The organism is Micromonospora sp. NPDC127501, from assembly GCF_040302185.1.
GTDB lineage: Bacteria > Actinomycetota > Actinomycetes > Mycobacteriales > Micromonosporaceae > Micromonospora.
The window spans coordinates 191,724-206,713 of the sequence record NZ_JBEORJ010000013.1 but is presented as its reverse complement, the minus strand read 5'-3'; the positions used below and the strand labels follow the sequence as shown (position 1 = coordinate 206,713).

Here is a 14,990-nt window from a genome sequence, read left to right as displayed (position 1 = left end):
TCACAGATTGACACGTGTATAGGCGTGAATGCAACTCCCATCGACGTTCTCTCATGCAGACGTTCCCGCAAATGTGTGCGACCATCGATGCATGGCTCCGAAGACCGCCCGCGCCCGCCGGCTCGGCATCGCCCTGCGCCACCACCGGGAAGCCGCCGGACTGACGCTGGAGACCGCGGCGGATGAGATCAACAGCACCCGCAGCACCCTCTCCCGCTACGAGAACGCCCAGACCCTGATCAGCCCGGCCACCGTGCGCGCCCTGCTCACGTCGTACGGGGTGAGTGCCGAGGAGGTGGCCGCCGCGGTGCAGCTCGCCAAGGACGCCCGCAAGCCCGGCTGGTGGGTGTCGTACTCCTACCTGCTGGATCCGCGCACCATCGACTTCATCGCGCTGGAGGCCGAGGCGACCGCCATCGCCAACTTCGAGCCCTCGGTGGTGCCCGGCCTGTTGCAGACCGCGGACTACATCCGTGGCGTGATGCGCGGCGGGCCGCACACCCTCGGCGACGACCTGGTGGAGCAGCGGGTCAGGATCCGGCTCGACCGACAACAGCGGCTCACCGCCGACCAGCCGCCCATCCTCGACGCGATCATCGACGAGGGCGCGCTGCTACGGCCGGTCGGTGACCAGTCGGTGATGAACGGGCAACTACGGCACCTGGTCAAGATGGCCGAGTTGCCGAACATCAGCGTCCAGGTGATCCCGCTCTCCGCCGGCTACCACCGGGGCACGCGGGGTTCCCTGCACATCCTCGAGTTCGCCGACCCGGAGGACCCGATCATCGCGTCGGTGGAGACCGTTGCGGGTCAGATGATCCTCGACCGCGCCGGCGAGACGCGTACCTGCACCAAGATCATGGAGCATCTCCGAAGCGTGGCGCTCAGCCCGGCGGACAGCCGCGAGATGCTCCTGTCAGTCCTGAAGGGACGGTAGGACCGATGACCCCGATGATCACAGCGGCCTTGGCCGCGGCGCCGTGGCGCAAGAGCAGCCGCAGCGGCGACGAAGGCGCCTGCGTGGAGGTGGCCGCGATCCCGCAGCTCGTTGCCGTGCGCGACTCCAAGGACCCGGCCGGCCCGGCCCTGCTGTTCCCAACGGCGGCCTGGGCCGCCTTCGCCCAGGCGCCACCGCAGCGCTGACCAGACGTGCCGAGCCGGTGCGGGCCGAGGCCCGCGCCGGCTCAGGCAACCAGTGGGCGGGGCTCCGGAACAGCGCGTAGCGCCTCCAGCGCGGCGATCGCGACGCCTCGGGCACCGGCCATGTCCCGGTCCGGTACCAGGGCGAAGATGGCCACCGCCGCCTGCTCCTCGCGGAGCACGGTGTGCTCGCGGACCGTCTCCAGGAACCAGTCGCGGAACTCCGGTGCCGCCTCCACCACCCCGCCTCCGACGAAGTACGCGTGCGGGTCGGTGAAGTTCGCGGCGACGGTGAACAGCCGCCCCAGCGCCTTCGCCTGCTGGGTGAAGAGGTCCCGCGCGAGGGCATCCTCGCGCTCGCCGTACCCCCGGACCAGCTTGGCCGCCCGCGCCACCGGCTCGGCCGCGAGCGGGTGGTCGGGGTACCGGGTCAGCCAGTACGGCAGCAGGTTGCGTTCGATGCCGGTCAGCGAGGCGACGCTCTCGACATCTCCGGTGAAGCCGCAGGCGCAGGTGGGCTCCGGCTGACCCGGGCCGAGCAGGCCGCTCAGCGGGATGTGCACGTGGCCCAACTCCCCCGCCATCCCGGCCGCGCCGGCGATCACCCGACCGCTCTCGACCACACCGCCGCCCAGGCCGGTGCCGACGATCGCGGAGACCGACGAACGGTTCATCGCGTCGGCGCCGAAGTAGACGTGGTGGGCGTAGAGCGCGGCCGCGTTGCCGTCGTTGTGATAGATCACCGGCAGCCCGAGCCGTCGCTCCAGGGCCCCTCGCACGTCGAAGCCGCGCCAGGCCGGCTGGGAGAAGTTGGTGGAGCCCCGCGACGAGATGACGCCCTCGGCGCTGGCCGGGCCGGGAGTGTCCAGCCCGACCGCCTGCACGAGGTCACGCGGCACGCCGGTCTGCGCCAGGGCGCCGTCCAGCGCCTGGGCCAACGCCTCGATCGCCGCCTCCGGCCCGGATCGGACCTCGCTGGGGATCTCCAGCAGCCCGTCCACCAGGAAGCGGCCGTCCACCGTCAGCACTGTGGCGTTGTTGCTGGTGCCGCCGTTGTCCAGCCCGACGACCACCGGCACCCCTGCGCTGCCCACCGAAACCGCCTCCCGCCGTCATGAGTGTGAGCCGAGGCTAGTGCCAACCCCCCTCCCCCGCCATGCCCGGACGGCCGCACCCTCCCCGCGATCTTCCACCTACTGTCCCGGCACAAGGGGCATCCCACCCATCCCGGCAACCGAAACTGCAAGATCGCGCGGGTGGGGTGGGGCGGGGAGCGGGGCGGGGTGGGTCAGGGGCGGCGGGCGAAGACCGCCGTGGCGTCCAGGTCTTCGTCGTGGCGCACGGTGGGCACCAGGCCGGCCGCGCTGAACGCTTCGCAGAGTGTGTCGACCTGGGTGGTGCCGGCTTCGACCACCAGGTGGCCGCCGGGGGTCAGCCACCCGGCGGCGTCGGCACCTACCCGACGCAACACGGAGAGCCCGTCCGGGCCGCCGTCGAGCGCCACCGGGGCCTCGTGCAGCCGCGCTTCCGGAGGCATCAGCGCGACCGCGTCCGTCGGCACGTACGGGGCGTTGGCCACCACCAGGTCCAGCCGACCCCGCCACTGCCTCGGCAGCGGGGCGAACAGGTCGCCCTCGTACACCTCGGCGTCCAATCCGACGACGTTGCGGCGCGCGCACGCCACGGCCGCCGGGTCGATGTCGGCGGCGGCCAGCCAGCGTGGCGCGAGCCGGTGCGCCAGCGCGACGGTGGTGGCACCGGAGCCGCAGCACAGGTCGACCACGGCCGGCGCCGCGCCGGTCAGTTCGGCCGCCACCTCGACCAGCAGAGCGGTCCGGGCCCGGGGCACGAAGACGCCCTCGTCGACGGCTATCCGCAGGCCGCAGAACTCCGCCCAGCCGAGCAGGTACTCCAACGGTTCGCCGGCAACCCGACGGTCGGTCAGGTCGGCCAACGCCGCCGGGCTGCGCGCGGCGGCCAGCAGCAGCTCGGCCTCGTCCTCGGCGTAGACGCAGCCGGCGGCGCGCAGCCGGCCCACCAGGGCGGCCCGGTCGGTCGGGGAAGGAAGCGCCATGGGAGACGTCAGACCGGTCCCGCCACATCCAACGCGGCGGCGATGTCGGCCACCAGGTCCGCGGTGTCCTCCGCGCCGCAGGAGAGCCGGACGAAACCGGGAGCGGTGTCGTCGCCCCACTGCGCCCGCCGGTCCGCCGTGGTGTGCAGGCCACCGAAGGAGGTCGCCGCCGCCACCAGCCGGGCGGCCTCGACGAATCGGCCCACCCGGTCGGCGTCGCCCAGGTCGAACGAGAGCACCCCCGGTATCCGGCGCATCTGCGCCGAGGCCACCGGGTACGCCGGGTCCTCCGGCCGCCCCGGCCACCGCAGGCCGGTCACGTCCGACCGGCCGGCGAGCAGGTCGACGACCGCGGCGGCGTTCGCGCTCTGCCGCGCCAGCCGCAGGTCGAGAGTGGCCAGTGACCGGTGGGCCAGCCAGGCGTCGAACGCGCCCGGAACCGCCCCGGTGGTGGTACGCCAGGTCGTCACCGCGTCGATCAGCTCGGCGGACCGGCTGGCCAGGTAGCCCAGCAGCAGGTCGGAGTGGCCGGTGAGCGCCTTCGTGCCGGAGGCGACCACCAGGTCGGCACCGAGATCCAGCGGACGCTGACCGAGCGGGGTGGCGGTGGTGTTGTCCACCGCGAGCAGCGCGCCGTCGGCGTGCGCCCGCTCGGCCAGGGCCGCCACGTCGACCACGTCGAGGCCCGGGTTGGCCGGCGTCTCCACCAGCACCAGCCGGACGCCCTCGAACGACGGGTACGGCCCGACGGTCGGCGCGAACAGCACCCGGACGCCGATCGCCTCCAGCACATCGGTGGCGAACGCCCGGACCGGGAAGTATCCGTCGGTGGGGAGCACCACTGTGTCCCCCGGCCGCAGCAGGGTGAGCAGCAGGCCGGTGATGGCCGCCTGACCGGTCGCGAAGACCCGGCAGTCACCGCCCTCCAGCTCGCCCACCGCCGCCTCCAGCAGCCGGCGGGTCGGGTTGTCGGGGCGGCCGTAGCCGTTCGGCGACGTGCCCGGACCCGCAAACGGGTCGAGGTGGTACGGCGCGGCGAAGACCGGCCCGGGTAGGAACGGGTCCCCCGGTGCCGGCTCGGGCAGACCAGCACGTACGCAGCGGGTGCCGTCTCCCCACTCGCTCATCGGGTTCCTCACTCGTACGACTCGGGTTTGGCGGTGCGGCTCATCAGGGTCTCCACGGCGAGCCGCGGGTCCATCCCCTCGTGGCAGATCCGTTCGACGTGCTCGGTGATCGGCATCTCCACGCCGTGCGCCCGGGCCAGGTCGCGGATCGCCAGGCAGCTCTTCACGCCCTCGGCGGTCTGCCGGGTGGCGGCCTGGGCCTGCTCCAGCGTCTCACCCCGGCCCAGATGCTCGCCGAAGGTGCGGTTGCGGGCCAGCGGGGACGAGCAGGACGCGACCAGGTCGCCCATGCCGGCGAGGCCGGCGAAGGTGATCGGGTCCGCGCCGAGCGCCACGCCCAGGCGGGCCGTCTCGGCCAGCCCACGGGTCATCAGCATGGCCCGGGTGTTGTCGCCGAAACCCATCGCGGTGGCGATGCCGTACGACAGGGCGATCACGTTCTTGACCGCCCCGCCCAGCTCACAGCCGATCACGTCGTCGTTCGTGTAGGGGCGCAGGTACGGCGTCCGGATCGACGACTGGACGAGCGTGGCGCGGGCGCTGTTCGTCCCGGCGACCACTGTCGCGGCGGGCTGCTCGGCGGCGATCTCCGGGGCCAGGTTCGGGCCGGACACGACGACCACCCGGTCCGCGGCGACCCCGGCGGTCTCCACGATGACTTCGCTCATCCGCTTGGTGGTGCCCAGCTCGATGCCCTTCATCAGCGACACCAGGGTGGAATCCGGGTGCAGGTACCCGGCCCATTCGGCGAGGTTGCCGCGCAGGGTCTGCGACGGCACGGCCAGCACCACCACCTCGGCGCCGGTGATCGCCTCGGCGGCGTCGGCGGTGGCGGTGACGCGGGACGGGAGCAACAGGTCGGGCAGGTACTCCGGATTGCGGCGCTCGGTCCGGATGCTCTCGGCGACCGGCGCCCGGCGGGCCCACACCGTCACGTCCCGCCCCGCGTCCGCGAGGATCTTGGCGAAGGCGGTGCCCCAGGAACCGGCACCGAGCACCGCGACGTGACCGCTCATGCCGCGTCGTCCCGCTGCTCGCGGCCGACGGAGGACCGGGCCGGTCGCTCCCACAGTGGCGGCGGGGTACCGCCACGGATCTCGGCGAGCATGTCCCGCAGCCGCAACATGATGGTGTCCGTCATCTCCTCGAGGGTGGCCCGGGTCGGCTGGGCGTCCGCCCACCGGCTCAGGTCGATCGGCTCCCCGGCGGCAACGGTCACCGGGATCCGGGGGCGCAGGCTGACACGGGTCGTCCGCGGGTCGAAGATCCGTTCCGGCCCCCACATCACCACCGGTACGACAGGGGCGCCGGTGGCCAGGGCCAGCCGGGCCGCGCCGGTCTTGGCCTTCATCGGCCAGAGCTCCGGCTGTCGCGTGGTGGTGCCCTCAGGGTAGATCACGACCGCGCCGCCCTCGTCGAGCGCGGCGACCAGTGCGTCCAGCGAACGGACGGCGTCGACGCTGCCCCGCTCGACCGGGATCTGCCGGCACCGGTGCAGGATCCAGCCGACCACCGGCACCCGGAACACGCTGGCCTTGCCCAGGTACTGCGGCCAACGCCCGGAGTCGTAGATGAAGTGCGCGGACACCAGCGGGTCGGCGTGGGAGATGTGGTTCGCCACGATGATCATGCCGCCGTCGCGGTGGAGATGCTCCTGACCACGCCAGGTACGCCGGGTCCAGACGGTCATCACCGGCTTCACCAGCCCCACGGCGAACCGTTGCCAGAACCCCAGCCTCCGCCGTGCCACTGTGCCTCCTCTTCGCGCCCCGACCCCGCCGCGAAATCCCGCCCGCGACACCCGCAGCGGAAATCATGCCTGCTCGCCCCCGGTACGGCCAGCGAGGGGCCCGCCGTCCGGCTGGCAGGATTGCGGACGTGACTCAGCCGAGGTGGGCCGTGGTGGTGCCGGTGAAGCGGCTGGCCGTGGCCAAGAGCCGGCTGCGGGGCGCGCTGCCCGGCGTACCGCATGAGGAGTTGGCGCTGGCCCTGGCGGCCGACACGCTCCGCGCGGTGCTGGCCTGCCCGGCGGTCGCCGAGGTCCTGGTGGTGACCGACGACGCCCGGGTGGCGACGGAGGCGCGGGCCGCCGGCGCGCGGGTGCTGCCGGACGAGCCGGACGCCGGTCTGAACGCCGCGTTCCGGCACGGTGCGGCCCGGGCCGCCGCCGGGTGGGTGGCCGGGATCACCGCGGATGTACCGGCGCTGCGCCCGGCCGAGTTGGCCGGTGCGCTGCTCGCGGCGCAGAACGGTCGACCCGGGGTACGCCGGTTCCTGCCGGACGCACCCGGCGGGGGCACGGTGCTGCTCACCGCCGGCCCCGGTGTGCCGCTGGATCCGCGTTTCGGGGTGGGCTCGGCGGTCGCGCACGCGGCCAGTGGTGCGCTGCCGCTCGACGGCGACTGGCCCAGCCTGCGCCGGGACGTGGACACCGCCGCGGACCTGTCCGCCGCCGCCCGGCTCGGGCTGGGGCCGCGCACGGCCGCGCTGGTGGCCGCCGGTCGCCCCGCCCGCGCCGCAGGCTGAGCCGCCCGGTGGGCTGAGCCCGCGCCACGGGGTGAACCTGCGGGTGTACGGTGCGAGCATGCAGGGCACGGTGGCCAGCTACGACGCGGCGACGCGCAGCGGTGTCCTGCTGCTCGACGACGGCACCGAGATGCGTTTCCCCGCCCGGGCCTTCGACGCCTCCGGGCTGCGGCTTCTCCGGCTCGGGCAGCGGGTTCGCATCGACACCGATCCCGACGGTGAGGTTGTCCGGGTGACATTGCCGACGATGATCTGACCCGGCGAGCCCAAGTTCATTTTGCGTTTACCGTAATCGGGTGATTATGAGCGGGTGAGCACCCCTCGCGAGCAACCGGTCCACCCGCCCGCCACCGACTCCCGCAACGGCTCCCGTACGCGCGGCACCGATGGGCGCTTCCGCCCGTCGCGCGCCGAACGTGCCGGTGCCGCCCGCGCCGACACGCTCGCCGACGATCCCGGTGCGGCCTCCTCCGGGCTTGACGAGGTCATCGATCCCGCCCCGAAGATCGCAGGGGACGGCCCGGCCGCCGGTGACGTCCACCAGGTCCTGCCCGACGATCTGCCGACCGGTGCCGCACCGGAGGACGACGACGAGCCCCCGGCGACCTCGCCGCTGCCGGAGGACCGGTTCCTCAACCGGGAGCTGTCCTGGCTCGACTTCAACGCCCGGGTGCTCACCCTGGCCGAGGACCAGAGCACCCCGCTGCTGGAGCGGGCCAAGTTCCTGGCCATCTTCGCCAGCAATCTCGACGAGTTCTACATGGTGCGCATCGCCGGGCTGAAGCGGCGGCTCTCCGCCGGCCTGCCGGTGCGCGGCGGGGACCGGTTGCCCCTGCGTACGCAGTTGGAGCTGATCGCCGAGCGGACCGCCGCGCTGGGTGCCCGGCACGCCGCCTGCTTCGTCGACGACGTGCTGCCCAAGCTGGCCGACGAGGGCATCCGCATCCTGCGCTGGGGCGAGCTGGGCGACGGCGAACGGGAGCGGCTGCGCACCTACTTCCGGGAGCACATCTTTCCGGTGCTGACCCCGCTCGCGGTGGACCCGGCGCACCCGTTCCCGTACATCTCGGGGCGGTCGCTGAACCTGGCGGTGGCGGTCCGCGACCCGGACGGCGGTTCGGAGCTGTTCGCCCGGGTGAAGGTGCCCAACAACGTCCCCCGCTTCGTCCGGGTGGACCGGGACCAGCCGGGCGTCCGGATGTTGCCGGTGGAGGACCTGATCTCGGTGCACCTGGGGCAGCTGTTCAGCGGCATGCAGGTGGTCGAGTGCCACCTGTTCCGGGTCACCCGCAACGCCGAGGTGGAGGTCGACGAGGACCGCGACGAGGATCTGCTCCAGGCCCTGGAACGGGAGCTGGCCCGCCGGCGGTTCGGTCCCCCGGTCCGCCTGGAGGTCGCCGCGTCCATCTCCGACCACATGTTGGAGCTACTCGTCCGCGAGCTGGACATGGACGACCAGGACGTGCTGCGCGTGCCCGGCCTGCTCGACCTGTCCGCGCTGTGGCAGGTCTACGGCGAGGCGGACCGGCCGGACCTGAAGGACCCGCCGTTCGTGCCGGCCACCCATCCCCGGCTCGCCGAGGGCGAGGTGCCGCGCAGCGTCTTCTCCACCCTGCGCGACGGGGACATCCTGGTGCACCACCCGTACCACTCGTTCGCCACCAGCGTGCAGCGCTTCATCGAGCAGGCCGCCGCCGACCCGAACGTGCTGGCCATCAAGCAGACCCTCTACCGGACCAGCGGCGACTCCCCGATCGTCGACGCGCTCGTCGACGCGGCCGCCGCCGGCAAGCAGGTGGTGGTGCTGGTGGAGGTGAAGGCCCGCTTCGACGAGGTGGCCAACATCGGCTGGGCCCGCACGCTGGAACGCGCCGGCTGCCACGTGGTGTACGGCCTGGTCGGCTTGAAGACGCACTGCAAGACCGCGCTGGTGGTCCGGCAGGAGGGCAACCAGATCCGCCGCTACTGCCACATCGGCACCGGCAACTACCACCCGAAGACGGCCCGACTGTACGAGGACTTCGGCATGCTCACCGCCGACCCGGAGATCGGCGCCGACCTCACCGACCTGTTCAACGTGCTCACCGGGTACAGCCGACAGACCGCGTACCGGCGGTTGCTGGTCGCCCCGCAGGGCATCCGCAGCGGCCTCATCGAGCGGATCGAGCGGGAGATCTCGCACGTCCGCCTGGGCATGCCCGGCCTGGTCCAGTTCAAGGTCAACTCCCTGGTCGACGAGGGGGTGACCGACGCGCTGTACCGCGCCTCCCAGGCCGGCGTCCACGTCGACCTGCTCATCCGGGGCATGTGCACGCTGCGCCCGGGGGTGCCGGGGTTGTCGGAGAACATCCGGGTCCGCTCGATCCTCGGCCGGTTCCTGGAACACTCCCGGGTCTTCCGGTTCGGCAACAACGGCGAGGCCGAGTTCTGGATGGGCTCGGCCGACCTCATGCACCGCAACCTGGACCGCCGGGTGGAGGCGCTGGTGCAGGTGAGCGACCCGGTCGCCCGCGCCGAGTTGGACCACGTGCTCACCGCCGCGATGAGCCCCGAAGTGGACGCGTTCGAGCTGGCCGGCGACGGGACCTGGACCCGGCGTACCGGCGGCGCCAACGCCACTCGGGCCCATCTGCAGGAACTGCTGCTGCGCCGCGTCGGTGGCACGGCCAGCTGACCCCGCAGCGCATAGGCTGAGCTGATGGTCGAGGAGGAGCAGAAGTACGAGGTGGACGACGCCTACGTGCTGCCGGACCTGGCCGGCACGGCCCCGGCCGGCGGTGGGGTCCGGGCACTGCCACCGGTGACACTGGTCGCCCGCTACCTCGACACGGTCGACCTGCGGTTGGCCCGGGCCGGTGCCTCGCTGCGCCACCGCCGGGGCGACGAGCTGCCCTGGACGGTGAAACTACCGACCGGGACGCCGGGCGTCCGGCACGAGATCTCCCGTGCCGGGCCGAAGGGGCAGCCACCTCCGGAGCTGGTGGAGTTGGTCACCGTCCTGCACCGGGGGGCGCCGCTGGCCCCGGTGACAGTGGTGCGGACGGTGCGGCACGCGTACGAGGTGTGTGACCGGGCCGGCACTGTGCTCGCCGAGGTGGTGGACGACCGGGTGACGGTGCTCGACGACGCTGGCAGCACCACCGACACGTTCCGCGAGGTGGAGGTGGAGCTGAAGGCCGGCGACGGGGAGCTGCTCGACCGGGTCGGCGAGGTGCTGCGCGAGGCTGGCGCGCGGGGCGGGTCGTTCACGCCCAAGCACGTACGGGCGCTGGGCGCGACAGCGCAGGCCGATCCGGACCTGGTCGCGCCGGCCGGGCTGACCGCCGAGCCGAGCGCCGGTGACGTGGTGACCGAGGCGCTACGCAAGGAGATCCGCCGGCTGTTGGCGCACGACCCGCTGGTCCGGCTGCGCGCCCCGGCCGCCGGCGGCGACACCGCAGTGCATCAGATGCGGGTGGCCTGCCGACGCCTGCGCAGTGATCTGCGCACCTTCAAACCGTTGCTGCGAAAGACCTGGTCCCGCCCGCTGCGCACCGAGCTGCGCTGGTTGGCCGACGTGCTCGGCGCGGCCCGCGACGCCGAGGTGCTGCGCGCGCGGCTGCGCCGTACCGCCGACGCCGATCCGCTGAGCCCGCTCGACCGGGGCGCGGTGGACCGCCTCGACGAGGTGCTCGCCGAACGGCAGCGGCGGGCGCTCACCGCAATCGACGAGATGCTGCGCTCCGCGCGCTACCTGGCCCTGGTGGACTCCCTGGTGCTGGCCGCCCGCGCGCCCCGGTTCACGCGGCGGGCGGCAGCGCCCGCCGCGCAGGCGCTACCCGCGCTGGTGGCCCGCCCCTGGCGGCGGCTGGCCGGGCCGGACGGCGTCGGCGGGCTCGACGCGCAGTCGCCGGACGACCGCTGGCACGCCGTCCGCAAGGAGGGCAAGCAGGCCCGGTACGCGGTCAACGCGGTGGCCCCGACGGTCGGCAAGGGCGCGCGGCGGCTGTCCCGCGCACTCGCCCGGGTGCAGGACGTCCTCGGTGAGCACCAGGACGCGGCGGTGGCGGCGGACACCTGGTTGGAGATCGCCGCCGAGCGACCGGACGACCACGAGCTGGCGGTCACCGCCGGGCGGCTGGCCGAGCGGGAACGCCTGTCGGTACGCCGGACGCGGGGTCTCCTCCCGGCTGCCTGGCACCGGGCCACCCGGCGGCGGCGCACCAGTTGGCTGCCGTGACGGGCATCCGGGCGGCGGGCGGGGTGGCCTGGCGGCCGACCGACGACGGCGTACGCGTCTGCGTGGTGCACCGCCCCCGTTACGGCGACTGGACGCTGCCGAAGGGCAAGCTGGAGCCGGGCGAGCACGCGCTGGCCGCGGCGGTGCGTGAGGTGGCCGAGGAGGCCGACGTGCGGGGCGTGCCGCAGGTGCGGCTGCCGTCGGTGCGGTACCGCAGCGAGGGGCAACCCAAGCTGGTCGACTACTGGTCGATGCTCGCGGTGGCCAGCGGTGGTTTCCAACCGGACACCGAGGTGGACGACATCCGCTGGCTCGCGGTGGACGACGCGATCCGGTTGGTCAGCTACCCGCACGACGCCGAGGTGTTGGCGGCGTTCGCCGCGCTGCCGTCGGTGACGGCGACGGTCGCGCTGGTCCGGCACGCGCACGCCGGTAAGCGGGCCACCTGGTCCGGCCCGGACGTCGGGCGGCCCCTGGACGCCGAGGGGTGGGCCCAGGCGAGCACGCTGGCCGAGCTGATCGCCCTGATCCGACCGGCCCGACTGGTGTCGGCGTCGCCGCGACGGTGTGTGCAGACACTCGACCCGGCTGCCGCGTTGCTCGACCTGCCGATCGAGGTCTGCGGCGACCTGGACGAACCACAACCCGGCCAGCAGAGCGACGAGCAGATCCTGGCCACCGCCGCCCGACTTCTGGAGCTGGCCGGCACCGGTGGGCAGTCGGCGGTGTGCAGCCAGGGCAAGGTCCTGCCGGGCGCCCTGGAGCGGCTGACCGGCCGCACCGATGAGGACTTCACCACCCCGAAGGGCGGCGGGTGGCTGCTCGCCTTCGCCGCCGACCGGCTGCTGGCCACCGATCGCCTGTAGGGCCCGCGTTCGCACGGGCCCGGCCTGGTCAGCGGGGCGGCAGGGTCACTGTCACCGCGACCGGCAGGTGGTCGCTGGCCGTGCTGCGCGGCGCGACCGGACCGCCCGGGGTCAGGCCGGGCGAGACGAAGATGTGGTCGATCTGCTGGCGCGGGTCGTCCGCCGGGCTGGTCGCCAGTGGTCGGGCGGCGGCCAACGCGTCGACCAGGCCGACCTTGGTGAACTCCGCGAACGCCTCGTCGCCCGGCTCGGTGTTCAGGTCACCCGCCACCACCAACGGCCGACCGGCCGCGTACCGGGTGGCGAAGTCGGCGACCGCGCGGGCCTGGACCACCGGGCCCTTGCCGGGCGGCGGTTGCAGGTGGGTGCTGACCACGGCGGTACGGACACCGTCGCCGAGGTCCAGCGTGACGGCGAGGGCCTGCGCTCCGGTGGGCGCGCCGACGGCGGCCAGCGGCAGGGTCCGCGGATCGCGTACCGGCCAACGGCTGAGCACCGCGTCACCCCAGACCGGGTCGGCGGCCGGCCCGAAGACGTACGGCATACCGAGCCGGTCTGACAACAGGTCCAGGGTGTCGTGCCCGCCGTTGAGCAGCCAGGCCCGGTCCACCTCGCTGAGCAGCACCACGTCGGGCCGTTGCCGGTCGACGACCTCGGCGAGGCCGGTCAGGTCGAACCGGCCGTCCAGCCCGAACCCCATCCGGATGTTGTACGCCACCACGGTCAACCGTTGCGGTGGGCCGTCCCGGTTGCTGGCCACCGGCACCTCGTCGGCGAGCACCGGTGCCAGCAGGGCCAGCGCGGTGACCGCGGCGGCGGCCCGGAGCGGCGGAAACGGCCCGGGAAGCCAGTGGACGACGGGCCGGGCGGTGAAGGCCACGGCGGCGATCAGCACGGCCACCACCACCGGCACCGCCGCGTTGGGGTAGCCGAGGTCGTAGGCCGAGTAGTAGCCGACCGCCCCGAGTGCGAAGACGAGCATCCCGGCGGCGACCGCGTAGCCCCGCCGGGAGGCGCTGGTGCCACCAGCGGTGCCGGCGCTCGCGGTGTCGCTGGCGGGCGGGCTGGTGTCGTCGGTCAGCGCGAGGCAGGCGCCGAGGCCGACCGCGGTGAGGAGGATGGCCGGCAGCAGCAGGTCGCCCCGGTCGAGGGCGAACAGCACCGCGCCGCCGAGCAGTGCCACCGGGCCGTACGCCCGGCCCCACCCACGGGGCGGCCGGGTCAACGCGGCGCACAGGAACCCGGCGACCGCCACCGGCACCGGCGCCAGGCCGAACAGCGGCGAACGAGCCACCCCGTCCCCCGCTACCAGGTACGACATCCCGGTCCGGGCCAGCGCCGGGGAGAGCGCCACCATTCCGGCCAGCAGCAGCGCCGGCCCGGCCAGCAGCCAGGCTCGGCCACCACCAGGGTCGGCAGGGGCGTCAGCGGGGCCGCCAGGGGCGTCAGCGGGGCCGGCGAGGGCATCGCCTGCACCGCGCGGATGGACCGTTTCGGCTCGCCGCGAAGGGCGCCGGCCGGGTTGCGCCGTGCCGGCCAGGAACACCGCCACCGCGACGGCGCTGAGCAGCCAGGCCACCCAGTCACCCCGCCAGACCAGGTCGACGGTGTCCAGCACCGCGTGCACTGCCGCGTTGACCGCGAACCCCAACACCAGCCCCGGGACCGGGCGGTCGGTGCCGGCGGCGACGCCGACCAGCCAGACCAGCCCGACGAGCAACCCGGCGGTGGCCAACCAGAGCTGCGTACGCCCGCCGGGAGCGGCGGTGAGCGCGAGCCGGGCGACGGCGAGCGCGACGGCGGCGACGACAGTGACCGGGCGGGCTCCGACTCGACGGACCACGGCGGGTGCGCCCATCGCGAGCACGAACCAGCCGAGGGCGAACGCCCCCATCAGCTCGGCCGGGGTGGACGCCGCCTGACCGAAGATGGTGATGATGCCGGGCAGCCACACCCGCAGCACGTCGATGAGGAGGAGCACGCCCAGCGCGAGCGTGCCGGTGGTGACCTGGCGGTAGCGCACCGGCGCCCCATTTCCCGTCGACGGGCCGACCCAGGGGTGGCCGGCACGGCGATTCTGCGCGAGCGCGCCAACCCGGTCAACGGTCCCCGTACGCCGAAAAGCCGTCCCGGTACGCCGAAAGGGCGCCCACCCACTGGTGGACGCCCCTGCGGTACTGGTCGGTCAGCGCTTGCTGGCCGCCTTCTTGGCCGGAGCCTTCTTCGCCGGCGCCTTCTTGGCCGCCGTGCTCTTGCTCGCCGCCGCGGTGGTCTTCTTCGCCGCGGTCGACCGGGTCGCGGCGGTGGTCTTCTTCGCCGCGGTGGTCTTCTTGCTGGCGGCCGTCTTGGTCGCCGTGGTGGTCTTGCTCGCCTTGGCCGGGGCGGTCTTCTTGCTGGCGGCCGTCTTGGTCGCCGTGGCGGTCTTGCTCGCCTTGGCCGGGGCGGTCTTCTTGCTGGCCGCCTTCGCCGTGGTCGCCTTGGTGCCCGCCGCCTTGGCGGTGGCCGCCTTGGTGCCGGTCGCCTTCGTGCCCGCCGCCTTGGCCGTGGCGGTGCTGGTGGTGGCCTTCTTCGTCGCCACCGTGGCCTTCGGCACCTTGCCGCTGGCCACCATCTCCTTGAACCCGGCGCCGGGGCGGAAGGTCGGGACTGACGTCTTCTTGACCTTCACCGCCTCGCCGGTACGCGGGTTGCGCGCTGTTCGCGCGCCACGCACACGCTTTTCGAATGCTCCGAATCCGGTGATCGCCACCTTCTCGCCCTTGGTGACCGCCGCCTGGACCTCGGTGAGGACCGCGTCGAGCGCGGCCGTCGCCATCTTCCGGTCCCCCAGGCGAACGGCGAGCGCCTCGATGAGCTCGGCCTTGTTCACGACTTCCTCCCGATTGTGCAACTGACTCGTCGCGAGCCATTCTGCGCGCACGGTATGCCCTGTGCTGCCGGGACACAAACATTCGGTAGAAAAAAGCCCTTGTGTCGTAACGGATTCACCCCCACCGGATGGACCGATGGGGGTGAAATCCGCTGTGCGGGCGGCCTAA

General features: G+C 73.5%; 14 protein-coding genes. 7 read left to right on the top strand and 7 right to left on the bottom strand.

Annotated features, from left to right (window positions below; translation table 11 throughout):
• The first annotated feature begins 91 nt into the window (after positions 1–91).
• Positions 92–937: a helix-turn-helix domain-containing protein gene (locus ABTW72_RS26940; protein WP_350863115.1), complete on the top strand. Its 846-nt coding sequence runs from the start codon at positions 92–94 to the stop codon at positions 935–937.
• Positions 938–942: 5 nt separating this feature from the next.
• Positions 943–1,143 carry a DUF397 domain-containing protein gene (locus tag ABTW72_RS26935; protein ID WP_350863112.1) on the top strand — a complete coding sequence of 67 codons (201 nt, stop codon included), beginning with the start codon at positions 943–945 and terminating at the stop codon, positions 1,141–1,143.
• Between the two features lie 41 nt (positions 1,144–1,184).
• On the opposite strand, the gene ABTW72_RS26930 is transcribed toward ABTW72_RS26935, so the two are convergent.
• The 5 genes from ABTW72_RS26930 to ABTW72_RS26910 all read right to left on the bottom strand — a co-directional run bounded on the left by ABTW72_RS26930 (position 1,185) and on the right by ABTW72_RS26910 (position 6,091).
• Positions 1,185–2,234, bottom strand: a complete 1,050-nt coding sequence (locus ABTW72_RS26930; RefSeq protein WP_350863109.1) for an ROK family protein — start codon at positions 2,232–2,234, stop codon at positions 1,185–1,187.
• A 194-nt stretch (positions 2,235–2,428) separates the two neighbouring features.
• Entirely contained in the window at positions 2,429–3,214 is a 786-nt protein-coding gene (locus tag ABTW72_RS26925; protein ID WP_350863106.1) for a putative protein N(5)-glutamine methyltransferase, read from the bottom strand.
• 8 nt (positions 3,215–3,222) lie between these two features.
• Positions 3,223–4,341: a cystathionine gamma-lyase gene (locus ABTW72_RS26920; RefSeq protein WP_350863103.1), complete on the bottom strand. Its 1,119-nt coding sequence runs from the start codon at positions 4,339–4,341 to the stop codon at positions 3,223–3,225.
• An 8-nt stretch (positions 4,342–4,349) separates the two neighbouring features.
• Positions 4,350–5,357, bottom strand: coding sequence for an NAD(P)H-dependent glycerol-3-phosphate dehydrogenase (locus tag ABTW72_RS26915; protein ID WP_350863100.1), 1,008 nt, complete (start codon positions 5,355–5,357; stop codon positions 4,350–4,352).
• Positions 5,354–6,091, bottom strand: a complete 738-nt coding sequence (locus ABTW72_RS26910; protein ID WP_112699985.1) for a lysophospholipid acyltransferase family protein — start codon at positions 6,089–6,091, stop codon at positions 5,354–5,356. The genes ABTW72_RS26915 and ABTW72_RS26910 overlap by 4 nt, the downstream gene beginning before the upstream one ends.
• A 128-nt stretch (positions 6,092–6,219) precedes the next feature.
• On the opposite strand from ABTW72_RS26910, the gene cofC reads away from it, so the two are divergent.
• Genes cofC through ABTW72_RS26885 form a run of 5 tightly spaced genes read left to right on the top strand, consistent with a single transcriptional unit; the run spans position 6,220 to position 11,952 of the window.
• The gene (cofC, locus tag ABTW72_RS26905) at positions 6,220–6,867 is read left to right on the top strand and encodes a 2-phospho-L-lactate guanylyltransferase (protein ID WP_350863097.1); all 648 of its coding nucleotides are present in this window, start codon (positions 6,220–6,222) and stop codon (positions 6,865–6,867) included.
• 58 nt (positions 6,868–6,925) lie between these two features.
• Complete coding sequence (locus ABTW72_RS26900) at positions 6,926–7,123, top strand: cold-shock protein (protein WP_030335323.1); 198 nt, start codon at positions 6,926–6,928, stop codon at positions 7,121–7,123.
• Between the two features lie 54 nt (positions 7,124–7,177).
• Positions 7,178–9,541 (top strand): RNA degradosome polyphosphate kinase, encoded by a 2,364-nt coding sequence (locus ABTW72_RS26895; RefSeq protein ID WP_350863094.1) that lies wholly within the window; start codon positions 7,178–7,180, stop codon positions 9,539–9,541.
• A 24-nt stretch (positions 9,542–9,565) separates the two neighbouring features.
• Positions 9,566–11,086, top strand: a complete 1,521-nt coding sequence (locus ABTW72_RS26890) for a CYTH and CHAD domain-containing protein (RefSeq protein ID WP_350863091.1) — start codon at positions 9,566–9,568, stop codon at positions 11,084–11,086.
• Positions 11,074–11,952, top strand: a complete 879-nt coding sequence (locus ABTW72_RS26885; RefSeq protein ID WP_350863088.1) for an NUDIX hydrolase — start codon at positions 11,074–11,076, stop codon at positions 11,950–11,952. The genes ABTW72_RS26890 and ABTW72_RS26885 overlap by 13 nt, the downstream gene beginning before the upstream one ends.
• Before the next feature lie 28 nt (positions 11,953–11,980).
• On the opposite strand, the gene ABTW72_RS26880 is transcribed toward ABTW72_RS26885, so the two are convergent.
• Positions 11,981–13,975 (bottom strand): endonuclease/exonuclease/phosphatase family protein, encoded by a 1,995-nt coding sequence (locus ABTW72_RS26880; RefSeq protein ID WP_350863085.1) that lies wholly within the window; start codon positions 13,973–13,975, stop codon positions 11,981–11,983.
• 162 nt (positions 13,976–14,137) lie between these two features.
• A complete protein-coding gene (locus ABTW72_RS26875; protein ID WP_181518641.1) occupies positions 14,138–14,821 on the bottom strand; it encodes an HU family DNA-binding protein in 684 nt (227 codons plus the stop codon).
• Positions 14,822–14,990 lie beyond the last annotated feature (169 nt).